The sequence below is a fragment of the Sporosarcina ureae genome, from assembly GCF_002109325.1.
GTDB classification, from domain to species: Bacteria; Bacillota; Bacilli; order Bacillales_A; family Planococcaceae; genus Sporosarcina; species Sporosarcina ureae_C.
The window spans coordinates 1,751,050-1,774,075 of the sequence record NZ_CP015348.1 but is presented as its reverse complement, the minus strand read 5'-3'; the positions used below and the strand labels follow the sequence as shown (position 1 = coordinate 1,774,075).

Below are 23,026 nucleotides of genomic sequence, written 5' to 3'. Positions count from 1 at the left end.
GGACTTTGGAGACAATTGGAAAACTGGCAATGAAATCAGCGGCGGCCTATCCAAATAAGATTGCTGTGAAAGATGATCGACGCTCTTTTACATTTAAAGAAGTGATGGAACGGGCACTCGCGTTAACTGCATACTTTGAAAAAGCCGGTCTTCGAAAAGGGGACCGTTTTGCTATTTTACTATCCAATCGTCTGGAGCATATTGAAATGGACGTGGCGGCAGCAATTTCAGGAGTCATCAAAGTGCCATTGAATTATCGACTTCATCCGAAAGAGCATGAATATATGCTAGAAGATGCAAGCGTTCAGTTGATCATTGGCGAATCGGAATTGATTGACCCAATTGATACAACGATTCAAGCTTTGATGATCGGTGAAAACTATGAGCGAGCCATTGAACAAGAAATTGGCGCTACATGTACAACAGAAGTGAATGAGGATGATTTATTCGCGATTATGTATACATCCGGTACGACGGGTAATCCGAAAGGCGTCATGCTCAGCCATCGCAATATCATCTCAGGCGCATTATCTCTTGCGCTTGCTTGTGAAACGGATTATGACGACATCATTGGGCATGTGGCACCGTTGACGCACGGCAGTAATTTCCTCTCACACGTAGCATGGTTATATGGTTTAACACAAGTCGTGTTCAATACATTTGAACCAGAAGAATTCGTTCATGATCTCACACGAGAAAAGGTCACAGTGATCTTCCTAGTGCCGACGATGGTTAACTTAATGATCCAGCATCCGAAGTTTGATCCGAAGAATCTATCTACGATTAAGAGTATTAATATGGCTGGTTCACCGATTGCCGCGAGCAAACTTGAGCAAGCACTCGCACTGACAGGACCCATTTATGCGCAGACATTCGGTCAAGTTGAAGCACCAATGTGTATTACGATGATGCCCAAGCGGGAGCTCGGTGATCATCTCGAATCATGCGGACGTGTCGGACCTTTCGTTGACGTGAAAATCGTGAATGAACGAGGTGTAGAATTAACTGCTGGAGAAGTGGGGGAAATTGTCTGTAAAGGTTCACTTGTCATGCAAGGCTATTGGAATAATGAGCAAGCAACGAATGAAACATTACAAGACGGTTGGCTGCAAACGGGCGATCTCGGTTGGAAGAATGAAACTGGATATGTGCATATCGTAGATCGTAAAAAAGACGTCATCATCTCGGGAGGGGTTAATATTTATCCGAGAGAAGTCGAGGAAGTCCTCAATAAGCATGAGGGAGTTAAAGAAACTTGTGTAATAGGCGTTCCCGATGATAAGTGGGGCGAGAACGTCATTGCGTATGTCGTACCAAATGGTGTTGTGCCTATAACAAATGAAGAACTATTGCAATTATGCCTCGATCATATGGCGAGCTTCAAAAAACCGAAGGAGATTCATATTGTCGACGAATTGCCGAAAAGTTCGTACGGTAAAATATTAAAACGTGAACTACGTAATCAGCACGGGGAGGTGCATTCATGACAAACGTCTATATAGAAGGAGTCGGCATGACGAAGTTCGGGAAATTCATAAATAAATCAATGAAGCAACTGTTGGTTGAAGCATCTATAGAAGCGCTTGAAGACGCAGGGAATCCGAAGGTCGATGCAGTCTTTGTCGGAAATTTCATGGGTGGATCCATTGGAAATCAAGAAATTCTCGGTGCGCTAGTAGCGAATGAACTGGGTCTAGGCTATATCCCTACTGCGAAAGTCGAAGGTGCTTGTGCGTCAGGTGGCATAGCACTTCGACAAGGTATTATGGGGATTGTAAGTGGAGAATACGATACGGTGCTAATAGCAGGTGTGGAAAAGATGAAACATGCTTCGACCGCGGATATAACGCAAGCCATTAATGCTGCCATGGACAACGATTCCAATGAAAAGCAGGCAGGTTTGACATTTCCAGGATTCTTTGGTGTATTGGCAAATCGCTATTTTCATGAAACAGATGCTACGAAAGAACATTTAGCCATGATTGCATTGAAGAACCGTGAGCATGCATTGCATAATCCACTCGCCCAATTCCAGAAGCCGACAACGATGGAAGAAATCATGGACGCACGAATCATTACTTCTCCACTCGGCTTATTTGATTGTTCCCCGACGACAGACGGGGCAGCAGCACTGGTCATCACACGAAAAAAGGGAGCTATTCATATCCGCTCCTCTGCACAAAGTTCAGGCCCTACGCAAATGCAAGACGCGGACGATTTACTTTCATTACCCGCAGTGCGGGAGTCAGGTCGCTTGGCCTATGAAAAAGCGGGCGTCGGTCCTGAAGATATCGATGTCGTGGAAATCCATGACTGTTTCTCGATGACAGAAATGCTTGCAATCGAGGAGCTTGGATTTTTCAACAAACGAGAAGGCTGGTTAGCTGTGGAACAAGGGAGAACGAAAGTGACGGGTGATAAACCAGTAAACACAAGTGGCGGATTACTGTCGCGAGGACATCCAATTGGTGCAACAGGCGTTGCGCAAATTTATCAGCTTGTACGGCAACTGCGCGGCACAGCACCGAACCAAATAGAAAATGCTCGTCTTGCTTTGGCACAAAACTTAGGTGGAACAGGTTCATACTCTACTGTTCATATTCTGGAAAGGTTGTGAAGAGATGAAAGTCTATCAATGCGATCAATGTGAATATGCCAGTGTTTCCAATAAATATCGCTGCCCTAACTGTGGAACTGGGAAATTACAGGAGCAAGATGTTTCCACGAAGGGAACAGTCTACAGTTATACCGACATTCATATCGCGCCCGCTGAATTTGCGCATCTTGCACCTTATACCGTGGCGCTCATACAGTTAAATGAGTCTAAAGCCAAGGTCACTGTTAGAATGGATGCAGTTGTTGAGATCGGGGATGCTGCGGAACTTCATCATATAGAGGATGGAGCGTATATTTACCGTAAGTGCTGAGTAGCAAGTGTAGGTGTATGCGGTAGTCATGGGAATGCTCATTGATTCGCGTTAAGTGCTCATAGTTACAACTTAACCGCTCTATTGCATACCCCAAGCGATCATACTCGGCTTCTATCCGCTCATAGGCATTCGATAATCGCTCTTAGCAATAATGAAACCGCTCATCGAAAATACATACGGACTTCCTCGTAAGGAGGAGAAACACGTGAAAGCTATACAAACTATATCTAAAATTATTTCAAAGTATTTACCGCTTTGGATCGTTCTCTTATCTATCATTGCCTATGTCATTCCGGATACGTTTATTTCGATCCGCCAATTAACAGGCTTCGGATTAGGCACGATCTTCTTTCTGATGGGGCTATCACTTTCATCGGAAAAATTGCTTGAAGTGATTAAAAATCCAAAACACGCTTTACTCGGCGTTTTTTTGAAATGGACAATCATGGTGGGTGTATCCATAGGAGTTGCTTATCTATTCTTCAGCAACCAAGCAGAGATTGCAACCGGGATTATTTTAGCGGGGACAGTACCAAGCGGAACGTCTGCAAATATTTACACATTCATAGCCGGTGGAGAAGTCGCGCTCAGTATTACAATGGCGACATTGGATACATTCATTTCACCTGTACTGACGCCAGTTCTACTGCAGACATTCGCGGGACGCTTTATACCGATCGAATTCTGGCCTTTATTTCTAAATATTATTTACATCGTCTTCTTCCCATTAGTTGCGGGTTTATTGATCCAGTGGAAATTTCAGCGCCAAGTTGAGAAGGTCAAACCATATACGAGTGTCTTGTCTCAACTTGCGTTATTTCTAGTCATCTTATCGGTTATCTCGAATGCTCAACAAGCACTATCTGAGAACTTATCCGTTCTACCGCTTGTATTCGTGGCGGTTACACTACAAGTCAGTATACCAATGGGCGCCGGCTACTTTATCTCGAGATGGCTAGGCGTACCAGAACGCAATGCTCGTGCAATTTTATTCCATACAGGCATTTGCAATACTGCACTCGCTGCAACACTTGCAATGGAACACTTCGGATCACTCGCCGCAGTACCTGCAGTTGCTAATATGGTGATGAATTTGACTATTGGCGCGTTGATGGCAAGTCTATTTGAAAATAAATTTAGGTTAGATAACGAGGAAGTACAGATGGTAAGTGAGGGGTAAAGTGTCGTTTGTCAACATCAGTTCAATGTAAACAGTCTAAAAAACTAGAGATGAATTCCGTAATACACGGTAGTCATCTCTAGTTTTAGTATGGTCTTTATTATAAATAATCACTGTAAGTTTATACGTTGACGTTATTCGTTTTGGGTTCTACCAATAATCCACCGTCACCGGTCATGTATTTATCGATTCCTTCTGAGGCGCGGTACGAAAAAGCACCTACAGTTGCTGTTTGCTGAGGAATTTTTTGTGGAAGGGCGGAGGCACCGACAACGAACAAGTTTTCCATGTCCCACGACTGGAAATAGTTATTGACAGCTGATATGGATGGGTCATCCCCCATCAAGACACCACCACCTGCTTCACCACCGCCTTGTGTATAATTCCAATCTTCCGGTATATCATCCACCTCGACTATATCGGCACCCATTTCTTCCATAACTTCCGCTAACTTTTCTCTTCCGAACTTTCTCAATTCCTTTTCATGGTCCGTAAGAGTCATCGTTACACGTAAAAGAGGGTCCCCAAAACTATCTTTGTAAGTAGGATCGAGATCCATATAGTTAAATGACCAACCGTAATTAGGTGGCTTAAAGTGAAGAGAAAGATTTCTATTTGTATAATGCAACGACTTCTCCTTGAATTCTTTACCCCATCTAGGTGTACCTTTAGGGACTGCATTATAGCCAATCGCATCTTCACCATGTAACCTAAATTCAACGATTCCTCCACCAATGAAGTTTAGATCAGTCGTATCTAGATTATCACTGTCAAAATCACTGAAAGTACCTCCAAGTGCACCTGCACCCATCGCCAAATTAAATTTTTTGTTTTCAAAGAAACCTGTGGCTACACCGCTACTTGAACCAGTAAATCCACCAGCATTTTTACCGATGACCCCTGTTTTAGTTTTAGGATCGTACGGAGTTCCGATTTCCGATAGAAGCATTAATTTATTGTTGGAAAGTGTGTACCCTGCAAGCACTACAACGTCAGCAGGTTGTTCATACTCTTTTCGTGTTTTCATATTTACATAAACAACGCCTGTAGCTTTCCCGTTCTCATGAAGTACTCGGCGAACATACGCATTCGGTCTGAGATCGTAGTTTCCAGTTTCTCTTGCTGTAGGTATTACAGTGACTAATGGATCGGATTTTGCACCAAAATCACATCCATACCTCATGCAATATGAACAGTATTGACAAGCATTGATTGTTTGTCCATCTGGATTTTCGTATCGTTCCGTAACGTTACCAGACGGGATCTGAAAAGGATGGTACCCTAGATTTCTTGCTGCTTCTTTAAATAGTTTGATTGCGGGTACTTCTTTTGTAGGCGGTGTAGGATAATCTGAGCTCCGCGGGGCGCCAATCGGATCTTTTTCACCAGATGTTCCTGCCATCTTTTCAAATTGATCATAATATTTTTCCATCTCGTCGTAAGTAATTCCCCAATCTTGCAAGAACATCTCTGCTGGAATTTTATCTTCTCCATATTTTTCTATCGTTTTAGTCCGTGCTTCAAAATCAAACTGAGTAGCACGATGTGTCACACCTGACCAATGAGAACCACTGCCGCCGACATTGGTACCTTCGTAGTTTTCTTTTTGAGTTCGTAGAGGAGAGGCTTCCTCATTTTCATTTCTACGGCCGGTGATAGTCTGTATAGTATGGTCTTCCATCATGTCGTATCTAGCATCATAGCGTAATGCATCCTTTGAACCAACGAAGTCGCTAATAGACTGTTCTTTACCACGTTCTAGACCCACTACATTGTATCCTTTTTTAGTTAGTTCGGCAGCGACTATTCCGCCAGCCCAACCAGCGCCTACGACTACGACATCTACTTTCTTCATTTTTTCAGCCACTAGATCTCCCCCTTTAAACAGTTATGACTTTCCTTGTTTTGATGATGGTTGATAGTCTGTTAAACTAACTGGGTCAAGTTTTTGGAATTCTTCAGAATCAATTAAATCTACATAGCTCGCGCGAATGCCTGGATGTTCCTTCATTTTCCACCCCTGCATATCTTTATTGCCTCCGTACACAGGATCGGAATAAGCACCTTCTATTGTCATTTGAAGTAATAGATTAAAGAATATCCGCGAGCGGACCCCTTCCATTTCTATTTTATCGTCTTCGAAGTCTTGTAAAATGGCATCTTGCTGTTCTCCGTCAATATTCTCGAATCTCTCGCCATGACGATCTTCACTCTCAGAATTTATTTTTCGAAGACCTTCAATAAATACTTCGCCTCGATTCATGAGTGTTTGATACGTATCGACATTCGATACTGGTCGCAGGGGACCGTCCATATAATCTTTTCTATTTGAGCCGTAGTCCCCAGCGAGTTGTTTATCGATAAAGTAAGGCACATCTAGTCCAATGGCACCCGGTCCGTTATCATTCTCTGGATAAATACGTTCCGTCGCTTGTTCTAAAACTACGAAATCCGAAAACCTAGTAAAGTACAATCTTGCTCTTGCGGGGGAGGGGCTTTTCGCTTCACTCGAAGGCGCATTTGAGTTATTAGATTGATTAGATCCAAATTCTCTTGTAAATAAACCGCCAAGAATTGACCCACCTGCAACACCACCCACGACCATGCCAGTATTTTTCATAAACCGACGTCTACTAGGATCTTTTGCAGCGCTTACATTTTCAGGTGACTCTGTGCTATTGCGTTTCTCATCAGACACTGTATCTCCTCCTTCGAAAAATGCTATATGCAAAGTATTCAGTCTATTAGTCTCATTTACCCTAATATTTATGTTATAAACTATAATGTTTTTACACTTCTGCTGTGATATTGTGAGTATTGAAATATAATTCGACTAACAATATCGCCTGCCTTATATGAAAACATAGGTATACTAATATGTATTTGAGCATGCGATTCTTTTGACGGTAATCAAAAAGTCGCTTTAACCCCTTGTCTCCAAGTAACTCTTCATCTGACCATAGGTGAGTTAATGGTCAATATACTCAAAACACAACAAATTCCCACTTAATACTGAGTGATGAATGCTAGCACCCTTTATCAAGTTTTAAAACTTGGAAAATTAATGACAAATTTGTGTTTTTCATATATGGAAATAATATACTTACTGTACAAACATTAATAATTAGAATAGAGTCATTGGTAAGTAGAATGGTTAATTTTATGTAACTTGTCGTGGGGTAGGACGTATAGATAAGTGAAGTAGGCTATTCAACAATCGGGCGCGATTGTGGGTGCGAAATGTTCCTAACTCAAATGAAATGTGGTCACACAATTTCGGTAAAAGTTAGGCAGTTTTAGGTTTCCTGAAACTGAAGGATTATGTCGAGAAGTCGAATGAGGAGGTAACGCTCTGAAAGGCTTCCCCTGCGTCGAGTAGCACGCTGATTAGTAAGGAAAAGCGTGTTATAAGCTCGGCTAATAGGCGTGAGAATTTACCGTAACAGTTTAGTTTGGCTGACGAAATCCTACCCGATGGGGTGGTGTAAATCATGATGCTTGGGTTGAATAAATAGGGTGAGAATGCAATGTAAATACAAGAACATACTGTATTGCTGACGAACTTCCGAATGTACGGGTCTAGACGCGCATTTTATAGAAATATAATTACTACCATATGTAGGGTTAGCTGTGGATGAGTAAGAATCCGCAATATAAAAATCCATCTTGTGTTACAGGCACATGCAATGCTAACAGGCTCATAGGAGGCACCTAAGTTTGTTCCATAATAGATATAATTCAACATTGTAAGCTGATAACGTGGAGAGCTTACTCTCGATAATGCGGTGAAAAGGAAAAGAATCGTGAGATTAGCGATTGTATAACTTTTCTTTATATCAGTGAAAGTGGTGGTACAGTACCGTCGAAGCGTGTAATGAACGTGGAGGGATAGCCACTAGACTAGTGAAAGATTCATTCAACCATGCAAGACAGTTCTTATACGATTAATAAGGTTCTTGTAAGACTAATAGAGGTTCAGCTCCAAAGGAGCCACCGACTTGTTAAAACGTAAGAAACTGAGGCACAACGAGTATTATGATATGCAATATCATTTCGATTCTCTATACGCTCAGAGTGCTAATGGTCAAAATTTTTATGGGTTACTCGATTTAATGCAATCCGATGAAAACATTCGATTAGCTTATCGCAATATTAAACGAAATACTGGCAGTAAAACATGTGGATATGATGAACTAACGATTGAAGATATTAGTCACTTAACCGTTGCAGAAGTTGTATCTACGATACAACGAATGTTTGGACGTTATTCCCCAAAAGCCGTTCGAAGGGTATTTATCCCGAAGGCGAATGGGAAAACACGTCCTTTAGGGATTCCGACTATTTGGGACAGATTGTTCCAACAGTGTATTCTTCAAGTGCTTGAACCCATCTGTGAAGCAAAGTTTTATAAACACAGCTATGGTTTTAGACCCAATCGTAGTACACATCATGCGAAAGCCAGGTTCGAGACACTCATTAATCGGGCGTGTTTATATCACTGTGTGGACGTCGATATCAAAGGATTTTTCGACAATGTAAATCATGCCAAACTATTAAAACAAATGTGGTCACTTGGTATCCGTGATAAAGCATTACTCTCTATTATTTCACGTCTCTTAAAAGCCGAAATTATAGGAGAAGGATTCCCAACCAAAGGCACCCCGCAAGGGGGAATATTATCGCCCTTGTTATCTAACATTGTATTAAATGAACTGGATTGGTGGATTAGTCATCAATGGGAAAGCTTTGAAACACAAAAGTCTTATCAATCATATGCTGGCAGATACAATGCATTGAAAAAATCGAATCTGAAACACTGTTATATTGTGAGATACGCTGACGACTTCAAAATACTATGTCGTACTCGTTCGCAAGCGATAAAAATGCATTATGCAGTGAAGGATTTTCTTCAAACAAGGCTCCACCTTGAAATTAGCGAGGAAAAATCTAAAGTGGTGAACTTAAAGAAAAACTCTTCAGAGTTTTTAGGGTTTCGTATTAAAGCACATCGAAAGCGAACCAATAAAAGAACGCTGTATGTCGCCCGATCCCATATGACCAAAAAGTCACTGGATAATGCACAGGTAAAGCTTAAACAAGCAATAAAGGTGATTCAGAAACACCAATCACCTGAGAATGTTTGGCGATTCAATACGATAATAATGGGAATACAAAATTATTATTCCGCAGCATCTCATATTACAAAAGACTTAAATGAGCTGAGCGGTCGTCTTAATAAAGCATTATTCAATCGTTTAAACGAAATGAGAAAAGAAGCAACGTTTCAGGAATTCACAAAAACCTTACAGAAACGGTATAAGGGCTACGAATGTAACCTTTATAAAATAAAAGGAATGGTCATTGTTCCCGTTCATGCCCAACGTTGTAAAGTAAATCTTAATTTCTCACAATCCATCTGTAACTACACTACCGTAGGTAGAAATAAAATTCATCAAAGTTTGCGAGCAATTAATAAACATATACTTGCTTATGTGATGAAACAATATATACCAAGTCGTTCCATTGAATATAACGACAATCGGATTAGCCGATTTATTGCACAATACGGAAAATGTGCTGTTACAGGTATTGAATTAGGTCGGAACGACTGTCACTGTCATCATAAAATCCCGTTTCATCTAACTCAAGATGACTCATATGGGAATTTAATGATGGTAAATGAGCCTGTCCATCGTCTCATTCATATGAGAAATCGAGAGAAAATACGCGTGCTTTTAAACGTTCTAAAGTTAAATGTAAAACAACTTGAAAAGGTCAATGAATTGCGTAGGTTATGCCTGAACGAAGCAATCTGATTCTACATTTCATCTTGCATATACATAAAAATATTGAATGAATTGGATTAGTTGGAACGCCGTATGCGATGAAAGTCGCACGTACGGTGTGAAGTGGGGGAAAAGCTGGCGATAACTTCAAAAGTTTACCTATCACTATAAGAAGCTTATTAGTAGTCGCTTAGTTGATCGGAGCGGAAGCCGGCTCCGGGAGGATCAGTGGGACAGGTGAAACACTCATCGAAGCATAGCGAAGAGGTGTGGTTCACCGCCCACCCATAGGACACGCGTCCGGCTGGAGCGCAGATCAACGTTCTCAAAAGCTAATTAACCGACTCCAAGTAAAAATGCTATCTTTAATTACGAAAGATAGCATTTTTACATGGTATAGAGAATTTACACCCACTCCACTACATCCTCCAACGAACGTCGTGTTTTCGGACGCGCAGGATCCGCTTGACGATAACCAAACGCTGCCAATACAGACGGCGTAAACTCTCCATCTCCAAGCAACCCTTCATCTGCCAGCACCTTCTCAAGCCCAACAGGACTAAATCCTTCCATTGGCGTGGAATCTATACCGATCATTGCAGCTGCTGTCAACATATTACCAAGCGCAATATACGTCTGCTTAGATGACCAATCCAACAATGAACGTTCCGTATCTAAAATATTATTAAGCTCTTGGAAATTCTTATAGTGGCCAGACACCGTTTCAATCATTCCAGCCGGCATCTGCTGAATGTCTTTCATTTGGCTGATTAAGTACTCAGAGTCATAGCGTACACCTTTACGAGCAAGCAAAATGATGAAATGGCTCGCAGTTCTTAACTTTTCAACTGCGCCAGGGCAGACAGGCATTAACTTATCACGCATTTCAGGACTCTGTACGACTAGAAACTTCCAAGGCTCTGAACCTAATGAACTGGGTGATAGTCTGCCTGCTTCGAGAATATAAGCGAAGTCTTCATCCGAAATTACTTTTGTTTCATCATATAACTTTGTCGCATGACGAAATTGAAATGCATCGAGTACTTGTTTCTTGATCTGTTCAGTCTGTGTTCTCAATTAAATCACTCCCTCAGTAAATACATATTCTTCTATCTTACGAATAGGGGAGAGTAAACTCAACTTACTAGATTACAGACGAAAAAACCGATTGGAGTAAAATATCCAATCGGTTGAAATAAATTAAAATACTTTATCGCCATTGAAAATAGAATTCTTTACAATCACATAGTCAACAGTGCGGATCGAGCTTAATGTCTTGCCGCCTGAATAGGAAATAGCAGACTGAAGATCTTGCTCCATTTCAATCAATGTGTCTTTCAATGGTCCCTTATATTCCACGAACATTTTTTTGCCCTCAACATTCTTCTTTTCGCCTTTTTGGAATTCAGAAGCCGAACCAAAATATTCCTTATATAATTGACCATCTTGCTCCACAGTCTGTCCGGGAGATTCCTCGTGACCTGCGAATAATGAGCCAACCATGACCATGCTTGCGCCAAAACGTACAGATTTAGCGATGTCGCCATGTGTGCGAATTCCGCCGTCTGCGATAATTGGTTTAGATGCAGCTTTTGCACATAAGCGAACAGCCGCTAGTTGCCAACCGCCTGTGCCAAATCCTGTCTTGATTTTCGTAATGCATACTTTCCCTGGCCCGATACCGACTTTCGTTGCGTCAGCACCTGCATTCTCCAATTCACGTACAGCTTCAGGTGTGCCAACGTTACCTGCAATGACAAAGCTCATCGGCAAATGCTTTTTGATATGCTGGATCATGCGGATGACTTGATTGGAATGACCGTGTGCGATATCGATGGTGATGAATTCAGGAACTTGTGCATCAATCGCCAATTGCTCAACGAATCCGTACTCTTCTTCTTTAACACCGACACTGATCGACGCAATTAAACCGCGAGCGTGCATATCTTTGATGAAATCTACTCGTGTTTCAGGATTGAAACGATGCATTATATAGAAATAGCCTTCCTCTGCTAATTGAATCGCAATTTTTTCGTCAATAATCGTTTGCATGTTAGCGGGAACGACCGGTAAACGAAACGTGTGACCACCTAACATAACGGATGTATCACATTCTGAGCGGCTTTCTACCACACATTTTGCTGGAACTAGCTGTATATCTTCATAGTCAAATACGGTTTCCATTACAATCACCTCTATAAACGAATGTTTTTATAAAATCATGTTGGATTGTTCGTCCTTTTGTAATTTACATGATTTTCAATTCGATGTCAACGCTTTCATAGCAATTTCCTCTTGAAATGCGACACAGTCAGTAAGACGGCTAGGGTTGCGATAAACAAAGTAATAGCATAAGGAATCCATAAGTCTAATGGTGTCAGTTCACCAGTTAATAGTTTGTGCGAAGCCGTCAGTAGTTCAAGGGGATTCCATTTAGCTGAATTCGGAAATATAGCTACAATAAATAAGAAAATCACGACAAGTAATGTGACGAGTGTTCCGCCATAAGGCGTCGCGAATAAAGTGTTGCCCCATAATGTAACCGCTAGTAAAAGTATGCCGAATACATAAAGACAACTAGCTGCAAATAGTAGATGGTGCAGTTGACTTTGATCCCAGTAATAAGCGGTATAAGCGTATGTGATAGTGAATGCCAGCGCGATAGCTAGCGTCCAATAACAAAGTGCCATAAAGAACTTTGTCGTAATGACGGTGCTGCGGCGTAATCCTTTCGTCAGCAAAATCACTAGCGTACCTTTCTCCAGCTCCTTCGACATCATCGTACTGAATAGTAGAATAAACACGATCAATCCCATTTGTGGAACGTTTTTATAGAATTGCATCCAAGAGTCAAGTGCGCTAGGTTCAGGCAGATTGACGAATGCACCTTCAGGCATGAATTGTTCAAACAGAAGGGGAGTGATTTTTGCCGTGAAAGGGTTCAATATACCAAGAATCGAGAAAATGACTATAATCAGCAATAGCTTATACGACTTTACACTTTCGAACCATTCTTTCTTTAAAAAGCCGAGCCACTGGTTCATTCCAGCACCTCCAATACTAGTTGCTCAAGTAAACGTGTTCGAGGATGCATCGATTGGATGAGGATATTTTGGTTGATGAGTGCTTGCATGAAAGCCATCTGTGAACTATCGTCATGTAAACTTACAATTAATTGGTTGTTCTCTACCTTCATGTCAAAGGCAGTGTGTTGCAAGCGTTCCATCACTTCGTCTGCACATATGGAAAAAGTAAAGACGAATTGTCCTGTGGATTGTTGTTTCAGATGAGCCAACTCATCTTGGAATATAATAGTACCTTCATGTAACATGGCGACGTGATCACAGATTTGTTCTGCGTCAGAAACGATATGCGTGGAGAAGAAAACCGTTGTTTCCGCTTTCGCCTTTTGTAGAATAGAAAGAATTTGCGCACGACCAGCTGGGTCCAGGGCGGAAGTCGGTTCATCGCAAATAAGAAGTTTCGGTTTGTTTAGTAATGCTTGTGCGATTCCCAGTCGTTGTTTCATTCCTCTTGAATACGTGCTAATTAAAGAATGAGTTCCTGCTAACCCTACCAATTCAAGTAATTCAGCAATTCTTTCTTGGCGTTCTTTTTCAGCTATATTTGTAATGACTGCACATAACTCTAAATACTGCGTTGCGGTATAGAATTGATAAAATTCAGGAACGTCCGGCAAGTAGCCAACATATTGATTGGACTTGGTTTCCCCGAACGTCACGGGTTCACCTGCAATCGTGATAGACCCAGCATTGAGCGGTAACAAACCGAGCATACATTTCATCAGTGTCGTCTTGCCCGAGCCATTGGCACCGACAAATCCAAAAATAGTATGTTCGGGGATATGGAGATGGATATCTCGTAACACTTCATGGTTCCCAAATCTCTTCGTTACTCCATTAATTTGTACGACCATCGTGATCACCTCTTCCGAAAACGAAATATATCAACGGTCCGATAAATTGCACTAATAGAACGATCAACAACCACATTACTAGATTTCCGAAGCGGTAATGCGGATGACGAACGACGTGGATCGCTGAAAAGATAGCCAGACCTAGTTGTAAAATAATGAGTGGAATTAAAAATGGCAAGTATTCTATTAGTAAAGCCATATCTGTATTCATGAACACCCCTCCAATCCAAAGCGTAGTCTTTGTTGTAACTCCTGCATTTCATCGTCTTGTTTAAATGACTCAAAGAATGGCGCATCCATCGACTCTAGTATGGATTGCTTGATAATTTCGGTATTGCGTGGTGCGTTTGTGCCTAAATCCAATTGTTTTAACCAACTTTCCAGCAAGTCGAAGTATTCATCACCGCGTAATGAAAAAGGAAATAGGTCATGAACACATACATCTACATACTTCTTTAAGTATAGATAGAGTAACGTTCGGTTGGATGAAAGGGCTGCACATTGTGCTACGCTAAAATAAAATTGCAAGCACACATTTGGATGGAGTGTCCGCATCGAATATAGCTCAATTAATCCTTCTATTCGGTGGATGGTTTCATTAAATAGTTGTTCATTTGAAGCGGAAAGTCGTAAATAGAGAGGACTGCTGCCAACAAGTTGAATTACGTTTTGATACATCATGACTTGAATGACACGCATCGCTTCCTCTTGGTCGCCCAGTTGTTCATGGGCGGTAGCTAGCAGAATTTCATCACCAATACTCGGCTTGATGACGCCGTCCAATAATTCCAATGTCGTTTCAGGACGCGCCTGCATCAATGCGACAGTTGCACGCAAAGAATTTGCTTGTCGCAATACCCAGACATCTTCACTCAGTTGACCAATCCGTTCCAGCCAGCAATCAGTTTTTTGCAACACTGAATGACTATCTTCGCTCAGCATATGATGGTTGAGCAATAAAATACTCATTTGCAGCAGGAATGCAGGATCGTGATAGTAGATTTTGACTTGTGATTCTACTTCCGTATAGACATGCGAAAACGGTTCTTTACCAAAGCGGGCAGCGAATTCGTAATAGTGAGTTTGAATGGCTTCTTTAGAAAGTTGCCGTTCATAGCCAAGTAATTCATCAACCGTAAGTTCAAAATAAGAAGCAATTTGAGGTAGCAATGTAATATCCGGATAGCTCAATCCCTTTTCCCATTTAGAAACGGAGGCTTTCGATACCAGACAGTGAGCAGCTAGTGTATCTTGAGTAATCTTAAGTCGCTTTCGTTCCTGTAAAATAACAGCGCCTATTCGTAGCATGGATTCACACCTTTCTCTTCTATTTCAGTTTACGGTAAAGCGACTGTTGATTCAATCAACTGTTAGATGATTTACGAAGCGAAGAGTCAACTGAGTAGAGTTATGTAGAAGAACACAAAAAAGCCGGTCTATGAAAGACCGGCTTCTCGTCATACGCTTATTGATTCGAAAGCTTCTAAAATATTCTTTTTTGGTTTTGCTTGATATTGAAGAACCTTATCAGTCGGATCGTATGAATCTCCATAGAAATCTTGGTCTTTGTAGGTGTGAATTTCTTCGTAGGTTGTTTTCATCGCGCTGAATACTTCTTTTTCATCCGCTTTTGAAGACTGCGGGGGTGCCCAGTATAGAATTTCGAGGATTGTTTGTTCACCAGTTGCCAATGAACGACGGTTATAACCAATATTCCGTGCGTGCGTGAAGTCTTCACGTGCATAGAACTTCAGTCGTTTCTCAGTATCTGGTTCTGATTCGTCTACTGGTTCAACTTCCAGTAAAATAGGTTTGTTCTTGGTTTTCAACGAATCCAATAGTTTTTTTCCTAACCCTTCACCACGTGCGGCTGAAGATACGAAAAGATAGTCAACGAAAACGAAGTCTTCCGTCTCAACGTACATTAATACGTGCTTCGGACCTTCCTCTTTATAGTAGACATTGCCCTTGTCATTCAGTAATGTCTCCATATGTTCCTGTGACTTCATCTCTTCAATCGGAAAATACTCTTTTAATTTGTTGTACCAATGCATGTGTTAAATTCTCCTCCGTAGGTAATCTAGTGTACCAGGAGCTTTTTGTTTGGGGTTCAAACAATAGTGAGGAAAAAAGTGGTCAGAAAAAAATCCTCTTACCTTAGTATACTCTTTTATGGGAGAAAATAAACCTTTTTTTATAAATAAATTTAACTTTTTTATTATAATAATAAAACCAGATGGAAGATCTAGATCTCCCATCTGGTAAGTTTGTGCTTTATCTACGCCCTTTAGCGCCTGAATAAGCCTCTTTCTTTTTCTTTTCATTCATCACTGTTTTTACTACAGGATATAACACCATTCCCCATTTTACTAACTTTTTAATTACTCTAATCATATGCTTTTCTTCCTCTCGGTTTTGGAGTTGTTATAAGTAACTTCCCCCGTTAACTCGCTCGTTAAACTTTTATTCAAGGGATTTCGGCACGGAAGTGGGGTGTTCTATTTCTGTAAATAGAGTGGAACTCTCAATGATCGGCTTAGTCTCTTTGGTAATGGGATGATCGAGATTCAGTTGGCTACTCATTTCTTCTAACGTCAGCTGAAGTCTTGCAATGTCTTCTTTCGTTGCGTATTGCTTGCGGTCGACTAAAACATAGCCGAGCTGTCCACTCATTTCTATAGTCGCCCATTTTACATCGTCAATTCTTTCGATGCTATTTTGCCGTAAATGCATTTCTAATTCATCCACAGTTAAACGGAGTTTTTTCATCGTAGATACTTTAAGAATCCCATTTTCGATCACGACTTTTGATCTTCCTCGTAAAAGCCCTTCGAAAGAATTCCACTTCAACGCCAATAGTTCAAAGAAAAAAAGTGTCAGCACTAAAATAAATGAAAGCAAAAGAGTTTGCCATAAATTTTTGCTTGCTACAGGTTGAATTAGCAATGTACCAACCGCGATCATCAATACGGTTTGCCCAATCGTCATTTGAGATATAGACTTGCGTCCGGAAATATGCAAAAGCAGTATTCCCGTCACGATAATGAGTACCGCTTTCCAAATTGAATCGAAATCCATTATGCACACGCCTTTTCGTGAGTTTTCTTTAGTATGAGAAAATCTCTACGGAGTATGCGTGAAGATTGTGAATCCTTATTCAATGTATCTCCGTATAACAATAAAGGAGTGATGGATATGAGACAAGATATTCATGAAAGACAATATACCTTGCAAGAAAAAAGAATGAATCATAGACGACTGCTCAAACGTTTGGAGCAGACAAGTGAAAAACTACTTGCTATGAAGAAAACGCGTGATCAACTTCACCGCCAACTGACAAAAGAGCAACAAGATGTTGTGAAGCTGGGTAAATTTTCATTTGCCAATAAAATCAGTGAATGGACAGGTACGTGGGATGAAAAAATGAAAAAGGAAATTGAAGAAGCTGCTCAAGCAGAATTGAAGTTTAACGAAGCAGAAAAGAACGTCATAGACTTGTCAGAAGAAGAGCAAGACTTACGAAAGAAGCTAGAACATCCTGACTTCATGTACATTGTGGAAGACTGGGAGGATTTACTGAGAGAAAAAGAGTCGTGGATCCGTATGAATGATTCAGTGGCCAATCAAACATTACAGAAAATAGCGGATGATCGGGTGCGAGTATTCGCGATGGTGCGTGAAATTGACGAAGCACTGGAAGCCGGAGAAAAAGCAAAACGTGCACTGGATGGTGCGATGAAAAAATTAGATTCAGCAGAAGGTATATCGATGTGGGATACTTTTTTAGGTGGAGGAATATTCGTCTCCGCACTCAAGTACTCTGAAATCAATAGCTCTGATGATCTGGTACAACAAGCTCAGCGTGCACTGCGTCATTACGAAACGGAGCTTATGGATGTTCAAGATGCGGCGACCGATTCATTCCAAGTGAATCAAAATGACATCTTTACATTTACAGATGTGTTTTTTGATAACATCTTCTCTGATTGGATGGTTCATACACGTATTACGGATGCAAAAAAGAAGCTGCACACCGTCCTGCAAGATGTCCGACGTATACAGGACCAACTAACAAGAAAGCGTGTAGCTTCTGAAGAGGAAATACGGCGGCTTGATCAACAACAAGATGATATTATCATGTCATAATCGTTAAATACGTGTCAGTGTCTTGCCCAAGTAGCCGAATAATACAGTCAATACGGGACTCAATAAACAGAAGAACGCAAACGGCAAGTACGCAATGGTCGGTACTTCGAGTACGGTCGTGATGAAAATCCCTGCCACGCTCCATGGCACAAGGGGATTGATGACCGTTCCCGCGTCTTCCATTACACGGCTCAAGTTTTTATTCGCCAATCCGACCTTCTCGTAACTGGATTGGAAGGCCTGACCAGTTAATAAGATAGATAAATACTGCTCACCGATCAAAACGTTGATACCGATTGCAGTAAGTGCAGACGTCAAAATAACGGACGACACTTTACGTAATGCACTTTCAATTTTCGCAAGTAAGCACTGGACAATTCCTAATGTGAACAGCATGCCGCCCATACTAAGTGACAGTAACACAAGCGAAATCGTGAACATCATGCCTTCCATTCCGTCACTGCGAGACAATAATTCATCCACGACTGCAACGCCTGTAGATCCTTCATAACCACTAAATAGAATACTTAATACTTCGGATGCTCCATAAAAGGTATGGATGTAGGCAACAATAATAGCAGACAATGCACTAACAGCCAGCGTCAAAATTGCTGGTACTTTGACGAATGTCAAAATGATCAGCACGGCTACAGGGATCAACGTATACCAATGTATTGAGTTAGTGCCAATTAATGCATCACTGTATTTCTCGATTGTCGTAAAATCACTTGATGTTACATTGGGCGATAACACACCAAATAAGATCAGTGAGATGAAGAACGCGGGAAATGTTGTCCATCCCATATTGCGTATATGTTCAAATAAGTCTACACCGACAATCGAAGAGGCCAAGTTGGTTGTATCAGACAACGGTGACATCTTATCTCCAAAAAATGCGCCCGAGACAATCGCACCTGCCGCAATAGGCAAAGAAAGCTCTAAAATATGTGCCATACTGATAAATGCTACACCGATCGTAGCGACAGTTGTCAATGAACTACCGACAGATAAGCCGATAATGGCCGTGACGATGAACACGATGGCATAGAAAAACGTTGGCGTAATGATTTGGAGTCCAGCGTAGATCAGGGTTGGAATCGTACCACCCATCATCCAGCTACTCACGAGAACTCCGATGAAGAAGAACAAGAACACTGCGCTCATTCCAGAACTTGCTCCTTCCACCAAACCACGTTCCAACTCTTTGTAGGAAATCTTCTTCCATAATCCGTAGCCAAATAATAAAAGAATAGCAAATAAAATAGGTACATGTGGTACAGAATCAAATACTATGATGCTAGCACTGATCATCGCCACGATTAGCACAGTCAGGATGACCGACGCTTTAAAGGTTGGCGAATGAATCGCCTTAATTGGAAACATACTCATGACCTCCTGTAAATGTAGAAAAACTCCTTTCATCCCCTTAAAGGACGAAGGAGTACTTCGCTCTGTCTATTTGCTGTTGCGAATAAAACATGGAAGATATGGATTCATTATATAATAGATTGCTCTTTATCTATATAGATAGTTAACGTTTTGAATTTTATCACGTCGGAAAGATAAGTCAATAGAGGGATAGACCGATTATCTTCACGCTGGAAAATGTAAAGCAATAGAAAGCATTATAAGTATTCAGCTGTTGTGAGAAGTGATCCACTTCTAATAACAGTCTTTTTAGTGTATAAAACCTGTGTTCTGAACCATACCACATGTTATTTTATTGCCTTTTTTCAACATATTTCGCGAAGGCAGTTAGTGGTGAAATATTTAGGGTAATAATAAGTAGTAACTATATATAGAAAGGAATGAGTATTTGTGACAACTGCACAAGAAGTTTCTCCTCATCCAGAGAAGCAGAAACGTAATCTAAAGGGATTGTGGATACTCTTGGCATTCGCCGCACTCATAACCATCGTTTTACTTCCTAACCCGGCAGATCTACCTGTTGTTGGACAAAGAGCACTAGCTATCCTAGCCTTCGCAGTAATCTTATGGGTGACGGAAGCCGTGCCGTATCCTGTTAGCGCAGCCATGATACTCGGCTTAGCTGCAGTACTTCTTGGCCTCGCGCCAAATATGGAAAACCCCGAGGAGCTACTTGGGACGAAAAACGCCTTGAGAATGGCATTGGCCGGATTCTCGAGTCCTGCTGTTGCATTAGTGGCGGCCGCATTGTTCCTCGCAACCGCCATGCAGACGACCAACTTGCATAAAAGATTAGCACTTTTCATTCTATCGAAAGTTGGCGTTAAGACGGGTGCTATTATCTTTGGTTCCATCGTCGTATCAATCGTCTTGGCGTTCTTCGTACCAAGTGCAACGGCACGTGCTGGTGCTGTCGTGCCGATTTTGCTTGGGATGGTCGCAGCATTCGGATTGCCAACAAACAGTCGATTGGGAGCATTGCTCGTCATCACGGCTGTTCAATCCGTTTCAATCTGGAACGTCGGTATTAAAACCGGTGCTGCACAAAATATGGTGGCACTCGGATTTATTGAGAAAGAGTTCGGTGTATCCGTCGCGTGGAGTTCTTGGTTCTTGTATGCAGCTCCATGGTCTATTCTGATGTCGATCGCTTTATTCTTCATCATGAAATTAGTTATTAAGCCGGAAACACAAGTAGTAGAAGGTGGTAAGGAATTGATTGAGGGCCAATTAAAAGAATTGGGCAAAATCAAAGCTTCCGAACTACGCTTAATTGTCGTTGCAGTTGCTTTACTTTTCTTATGGGCTACAGAAGAAAAATTGCATCCATTTGATACAACGACTGTCACCATTGTTGCCATTGCGATATTACTGACACCGAAGATCGGTGTATTCGACTGGAAAACTGTTCAGCAAATGATTCCGTGGGGAACGATTGTTGTTTTCGCAGTAGGGATCTCATTGGGTACACTATTACTAGATACAACTGGTGCACAGTGGTTGTCTGATAAAGTGTTCGGCGCGATGGGCTTAGACACTATGCCATTACTCGCAACGATTGCTTTGTTGTCACTGTTTAATATTTTGATTCACCTCGGATTTGCCAGTGCGACGAGCTTGTCCTCTGCACTGATCCCGATATTTATTGCATTAGCAACAACGATTTCCCTAGATGTCAATCAAGTCGGATTCGTTTTGATTCAACAGTTCGTCATCAGTTTCGGATTCTTGCTTCCAGTCAGTGCGCCACAGAACATGTTGGCATATGGGACAGGGGCCTTCTCAGTAAAGGATTTCCTGAAGACAGGCGTTCCGCTTACGATCATTGGGTACTTGCTCATCTTGTTACTCAGTGCGACTTACTGGCAGTGGATTGGACTTTTATAAGACTAGGCGTAATGAAAGCAGAGACTGAGTATGTCTCTGCTTTTTTACGTAGATGAAACGCAGCATAGCGCCCAAAACAATCCTTCCCTTACAAAAACAACCGCCACAGGACAAAACTCTGTGGCGGTTGTTTTATTACATACACTTCTATGAACGAGTAGGTGCTGGAATAGGCAAGTCTGTATCGGGTTCTACAGTTGCGGCTTCCATTACTTCAGACTCGATGGACTTACCTAACACATAATACTCGGTTTCTTCTTGTGTCAAACTGTTATAGCGCTTACGGATGACCACATAGAAGATCACACCGACAATTGACCAGGCGAGTAATAGTAAGTAAGAAGGTGTTGTAAGTGCTGCAGGTGAAGTTGGTACAAGTAGCAATGCCAAGAATGCTGCACTTGCAACCATACCTAGTAATGCTAAAAACTTTTTCAAAGGTTCGATCTCGCGTCCCATTTCTTCTTTGCCCCACGCCAACACTTTAAACGCCGCAAGACAAGTGAAGAAGTAGGCTACAGATACACCTGTTGATGACATATCTACGATCCATGTCAATGCTTGACGACCAAACCATGGAGTCGGCAATGTGATTAAGGCCACGAACCAAATACCCCATTTCGGTGTTTGGTTTTTAGTCATCCCACGGAAGAAGTTAGGTAATGCACGTGCACGCGCCATAGAAAACAATAGGCGGCTTGATGACATGAAGAATCCATTCAAACCTGTAAAGATTCCCATGACAATCGCAACTGCCATAACAGCTAATCCTCCAATACCGAGTGCAGAACGAACGACTTCTCCAGTTGCCCATAAATCACCGCTACCGATATTCGCTGATGCAGGGAATGTCCAGCTAGTCAAACCAATCATGATTGCATAAATCAAAAATGAAGTGAACAGAGATGCAATAATTAGCATAGTTGCTTTGCGAGGTGAGAAATTGAATTCTTCCGCTGCTTGCGGCACATTATCAAATCCGACGTATGCCCAAGGCGCAATGGCCAATACTACAAGTATAGAAGTAATTATCGACTGGTTACCTTTAAACAGTGGTTGCAAATTCTCAAGTGGTTGATCGGCCCCAGCGAATGTGAAGATACCGAGTACTACGACACCGGCAACGAGCAAGACACTGAAATAAAATTGAATTTGTCCTGAAATACTTGTTCCTGTTGTGTTGATGAAGGCGAAAGCTAGAATGAGCAAACTGGCAATGATGATTTCAGGTATGTATACGTCCCATCCCGCAACGCTATAAAGAAATCCTTGTTTCATAAAACCCGGCGCTAAAAACTTAAGTAATAAAGTAAGTGCAGAAGCATTCAAGGCGACGATAGATATATATCCAAGTGACAAGAACCAGCCACAGATAAATGCCCACACTTTGCCTGCTGCTATAAAAGCATATGTAAATCCGCCTCCGGAAACCGGAAACTTTTTAATCATTACACCATAACTTGAAGCGATGATCATCATAACTAGAGCACCAATTCCTAAACCGATGATTGCTCCGAGTGGCCCTGAAGATCGAATCCAGTCTCCTGGTAGGATAAATGCTCCCCAACCGACTGATGAGCCAAGTGCGATGGCAAACACCCATGATGGCTTCAATGTTTTGTTTAATTTCCTTCGTGCATTCTCAGATCCTTGATCCATGTGATCCAACCCCTAATTAATAGTATAGCGATTGTATGCCCTTTCTTTATTGATTCAAAACGTATTCAATGGA

Annotated in this window: 19 protein-coding genes; 7 read left to right on the top strand and 12 right to left on the bottom strand. The window is 41.5% G+C overall.

Features of this window, described 5'->3' with window-relative positions:
* The first annotated feature begins 5 nt into the window (after positions 1 to 5).
* The 4 genes from SporoP32a_RS08885 (at position 6) to SporoP32a_RS08870 (ending at position 4,110) form a co-directional block, all read left to right on the top strand.
* Entirely contained in the window at positions 6 to 1,487 is a 1,482-nt protein-coding gene (locus SporoP32a_RS08885; protein ID WP_085427568.1) for a class I adenylate-forming enzyme family protein, read from the top strand.
* Positions 1,484 to 2,617 carry a thiolase C-terminal domain-containing protein gene (locus SporoP32a_RS08880; RefSeq protein WP_085427567.1) on the top strand — a complete coding sequence of 378 codons (1,134 nt, stop codon included), beginning with the start codon at positions 1,484 to 1,486 and terminating at the stop codon, positions 2,615 to 2,617. The genes SporoP32a_RS08885 and SporoP32a_RS08880 overlap by 4 nt, the downstream gene beginning before the upstream one ends.
* Positions 2,618 to 2,621: 4 nt before the next feature.
* Positions 2,622 to 2,927, top strand: coding sequence for a Zn-ribbon domain-containing OB-fold protein (locus SporoP32a_RS08875; protein ID WP_085427566.1), 306 nt, complete (start codon positions 2,622 to 2,624; stop codon positions 2,925 to 2,927).
* Between the two features lie 208 nt (positions 2,928 to 3,135).
* Positions 3,136 to 4,110 (top strand): bile acid:sodium symporter family protein, encoded by a 975-nt coding sequence (locus SporoP32a_RS08870; protein WP_085427565.1) that lies wholly within the window; start codon positions 3,136 to 3,138, stop codon positions 4,108 to 4,110.
* Positions 4,111 to 4,231: 121 nt separating this feature from the next.
* Here SporoP32a_RS08870 and SporoP32a_RS08865 read toward each other — a convergent pair whose 3' ends face one another.
* Together SporoP32a_RS08865 and SporoP32a_RS08860 are read right to left on the bottom strand one after the other, a co-directional pair.
* A complete protein-coding gene (locus tag SporoP32a_RS08865; protein WP_085427564.1) occupies positions 4,232 to 5,977 on the bottom strand; it encodes a GMC family oxidoreductase in 1,746 nt (581 codons plus the stop codon).
* Positions 5,978 to 5,998: 21 nt separating this feature from the next.
* A complete protein-coding gene (locus tag SporoP32a_RS08860) occupies positions 5,999 to 6,808 on the bottom strand; it encodes a gluconate 2-dehydrogenase subunit 3 family protein (protein ID WP_232319500.1) in 810 nt (269 codons plus the stop codon).
* A 1,342-nt stretch (positions 6,809 to 8,150) separates the two neighbouring features.
* Between SporoP32a_RS08860 and ltrA the strand changes: the two genes are divergently transcribed.
* Complete coding sequence (gene ltrA / locus SporoP32a_RS08855; protein WP_085429033.1) at positions 8,151 to 9,926, top strand: group II intron reverse transcriptase/maturase; 1,776 nt, start codon at positions 8,151 to 8,153, stop codon at positions 9,924 to 9,926.
* Positions 9,927 to 10,301: 375 nt separating this feature from the next.
* On the opposite strand, the gene SporoP32a_RS08850 is transcribed toward ltrA, so the two are convergent.
* The 8 genes from SporoP32a_RS08850 to SporoP32a_RS08815 all read right to left on the bottom strand — a co-directional run bounded on the left by SporoP32a_RS08850 (position 10,302) and on the right by SporoP32a_RS08815 (position 16,911).
* Positions 10,302 to 10,973, bottom strand: coding sequence for an NAD(P)H-dependent oxidoreductase (locus SporoP32a_RS08850; protein WP_085427563.1), 672 nt, complete (start codon positions 10,971 to 10,973; stop codon positions 10,302 to 10,304).
* A 123-nt stretch (positions 10,974 to 11,096) separates the two neighbouring features.
* Positions 11,097 to 12,080, bottom strand: coding sequence for a GMP reductase (guaC, locus tag SporoP32a_RS08845; protein WP_085132109.1), 984 nt, complete (start codon positions 12,078 to 12,080; stop codon positions 11,097 to 11,099).
* Positions 12,081 to 12,175: 95 nt separating this feature from the next.
* A complete protein-coding gene (locus tag SporoP32a_RS08840) occupies positions 12,176 to 12,940 on the bottom strand; it encodes an ABC transporter permease (RefSeq protein ID WP_085427562.1) in 765 nt (254 codons plus the stop codon).
* Positions 12,937 to 13,833 carry an ABC transporter ATP-binding protein gene (locus SporoP32a_RS08835; protein ID WP_085427561.1) on the bottom strand — a complete coding sequence of 299 codons (897 nt, stop codon included), beginning with the start codon at positions 13,831 to 13,833 and terminating at the stop codon, positions 12,937 to 12,939. The genes SporoP32a_RS08840 and SporoP32a_RS08835 overlap by 4 nt, the downstream gene beginning before the upstream one ends.
* Entirely contained in the window at positions 13,817 to 14,044 is a 228-nt protein-coding gene (locus tag SporoP32a_RS08830) for a PLDc N-terminal domain-containing protein (RefSeq protein WP_099624879.1), read from the bottom strand. The genes SporoP32a_RS08835 and SporoP32a_RS08830 overlap by 17 nt, the downstream gene beginning before the upstream one ends.
* A complete protein-coding gene (locus tag SporoP32a_RS08825; protein ID WP_085427560.1) occupies positions 14,041 to 15,141 on the bottom strand; it encodes a helix-turn-helix domain-containing protein in 1,101 nt (366 codons plus the stop codon). Before SporoP32a_RS08825 ends, SporoP32a_RS08830 begins: the two co-directional genes overlap by 4 nt.
* A 149-nt stretch (positions 15,142 to 15,290) precedes the next feature.
* Positions 15,291 to 15,887 (bottom strand): N-acetyltransferase, encoded by a 597-nt coding sequence (locus SporoP32a_RS08820; RefSeq protein WP_085427559.1) that lies wholly within the window; start codon positions 15,885 to 15,887, stop codon positions 15,291 to 15,293.
* A 409-nt stretch (positions 15,888 to 16,296) separates the two neighbouring features.
* Complete coding sequence (locus SporoP32a_RS08815) at positions 16,297 to 16,911, bottom strand: DUF421 domain-containing protein (RefSeq protein WP_085427558.1); 615 nt, start codon at positions 16,909 to 16,911, stop codon at positions 16,297 to 16,299.
* A gap of 117 nt (positions 16,912 to 17,028) precedes the next feature.
* Here SporoP32a_RS08815 and SporoP32a_RS08810 point away from each other — a divergent pair, with 117 nt between their 5' ends.
* Positions 17,029 to 17,979 (top strand): hypothetical protein, encoded by a 951-nt coding sequence (locus SporoP32a_RS08810; RefSeq protein WP_085427557.1) that lies wholly within the window; start codon positions 17,029 to 17,031, stop codon positions 17,977 to 17,979.
* A 3-nt stretch (positions 17,980 to 17,982) separates the two neighbouring features.
* On the opposite strand, the gene nhaC is transcribed toward SporoP32a_RS08810, so the two are convergent.
* On the bottom strand, positions 17,983 to 19,362 hold the full coding sequence (gene nhaC / locus SporoP32a_RS08805; protein WP_085427556.1) for a Na+/H+ antiporter NhaC: 1,380 nt from the start codon (positions 19,360 to 19,362) through the stop codon (positions 17,983 to 17,985).
* Between the two features lie 435 nt (positions 19,363 to 19,797).
* Here nhaC and SporoP32a_RS08800 point away from each other — a divergent pair, with 435 nt between their 5' ends.
* Positions 19,798 to 21,294: a DASS family sodium-coupled anion symporter gene (locus SporoP32a_RS08800; protein WP_085427555.1), complete on the top strand. Its 1,497-nt coding sequence runs from the start codon at positions 19,798 to 19,800 to the stop codon at positions 21,292 to 21,294.
* 147 nt (positions 21,295 to 21,441) lie between these two features.
* Here SporoP32a_RS08800 and SporoP32a_RS08795 read toward each other — a convergent pair whose 3' ends face one another.
* Complete coding sequence (locus SporoP32a_RS08795; protein WP_085427554.1) at positions 21,442 to 22,953, bottom strand: APC family permease; 1,512 nt, start codon at positions 22,951 to 22,953, stop codon at positions 21,442 to 21,444.
* Positions 22,954 to 23,026 lie beyond the last annotated feature (73 nt).

What these genes read in the sequence shown, in the direction of transcription:
- SporoP32a_RS08820 (WP_085427559.1), bottom strand. Translation starts at nt 15,887, where the DNA reads ATGCATTGGTACAACAAATTAAAAGAGTATTTTCCGATTGAAGAGATG.
- SporoP32a_RS08875 (WP_085427566.1), top strand. Translation starts at nt 2,622, where the DNA reads ATGAAAGTCTATCAATGCGATCAATGTGAATATGCCAGTGTTTCCAAT.
- SporoP32a_RS08810 (WP_085427557.1), top strand. Translation starts at nt 17,029, where the DNA reads ATGAGACAAGATATTCATGAAAGACAATATACCTTGCAAGAAAAAAGA.
- SporoP32a_RS08795 (WP_085427554.1), bottom strand. Translation starts at nt 22,953, where the DNA reads ATGGATCAAGGATCTGAGAATGCACGAAGGAAATTAAACAAAACATTG.
- SporoP32a_RS08880 (WP_085427567.1), top strand. Translation starts at nt 1,484, where the DNA reads ATGACAAACGTCTATATAGAAGGAGTCGGCATGACGAAGTTCGGGAAA.
- SporoP32a_RS08830 (WP_099624879.1), bottom strand. Translation starts at nt 14,044, where the DNA reads ATGAATACAGATATGGCTTTACTAATAGAATACTTGCCATTTTTAATT.
- ltrA (WP_085429033.1), top strand. Translation starts at nt 8,151, where the DNA reads ATGCAATATCATTTCGATTCTCTATACGCTCAGAGTGCTAATGGTCAA.
- nhaC (WP_085427556.1), bottom strand. Translation starts at nt 19,362, where the DNA reads ATGTTTCCAATTAAGGCGATTCATTCGCCAACCTTTAAAGCGTCGGTC.
- guaC (WP_085132109.1), bottom strand. Translation starts at nt 12,080, where the DNA reads ATGGAAACCGTATTTGACTATGAAGATATACAGCTAGTTCCAGCAAAA.
- SporoP32a_RS08815 (WP_085427558.1), bottom strand. Translation starts at nt 16,911, where the DNA reads ATGGATTTCGATTCAATTTGGAAAGCGGTACTCATTATCGTGACGGGA.
- SporoP32a_RS08835 (WP_085427561.1), bottom strand. Translation starts at nt 13,833, where the DNA reads ATGGTCGTACAAATTAATGGAGTAACGAAGAGATTTGGGAACCATGAA.
- SporoP32a_RS08825 (WP_085427560.1), bottom strand. Translation starts at nt 15,141, where the DNA reads ATGCTACGAATAGGCGCTGTTATTTTACAGGAACGAAAGCGACTTAAG.
- SporoP32a_RS08840 (WP_085427562.1), bottom strand. Translation starts at nt 12,940, where the DNA reads ATGAACCAGTGGCTCGGCTTTTTAAAGAAAGAATGGTTCGAAAGTGTA.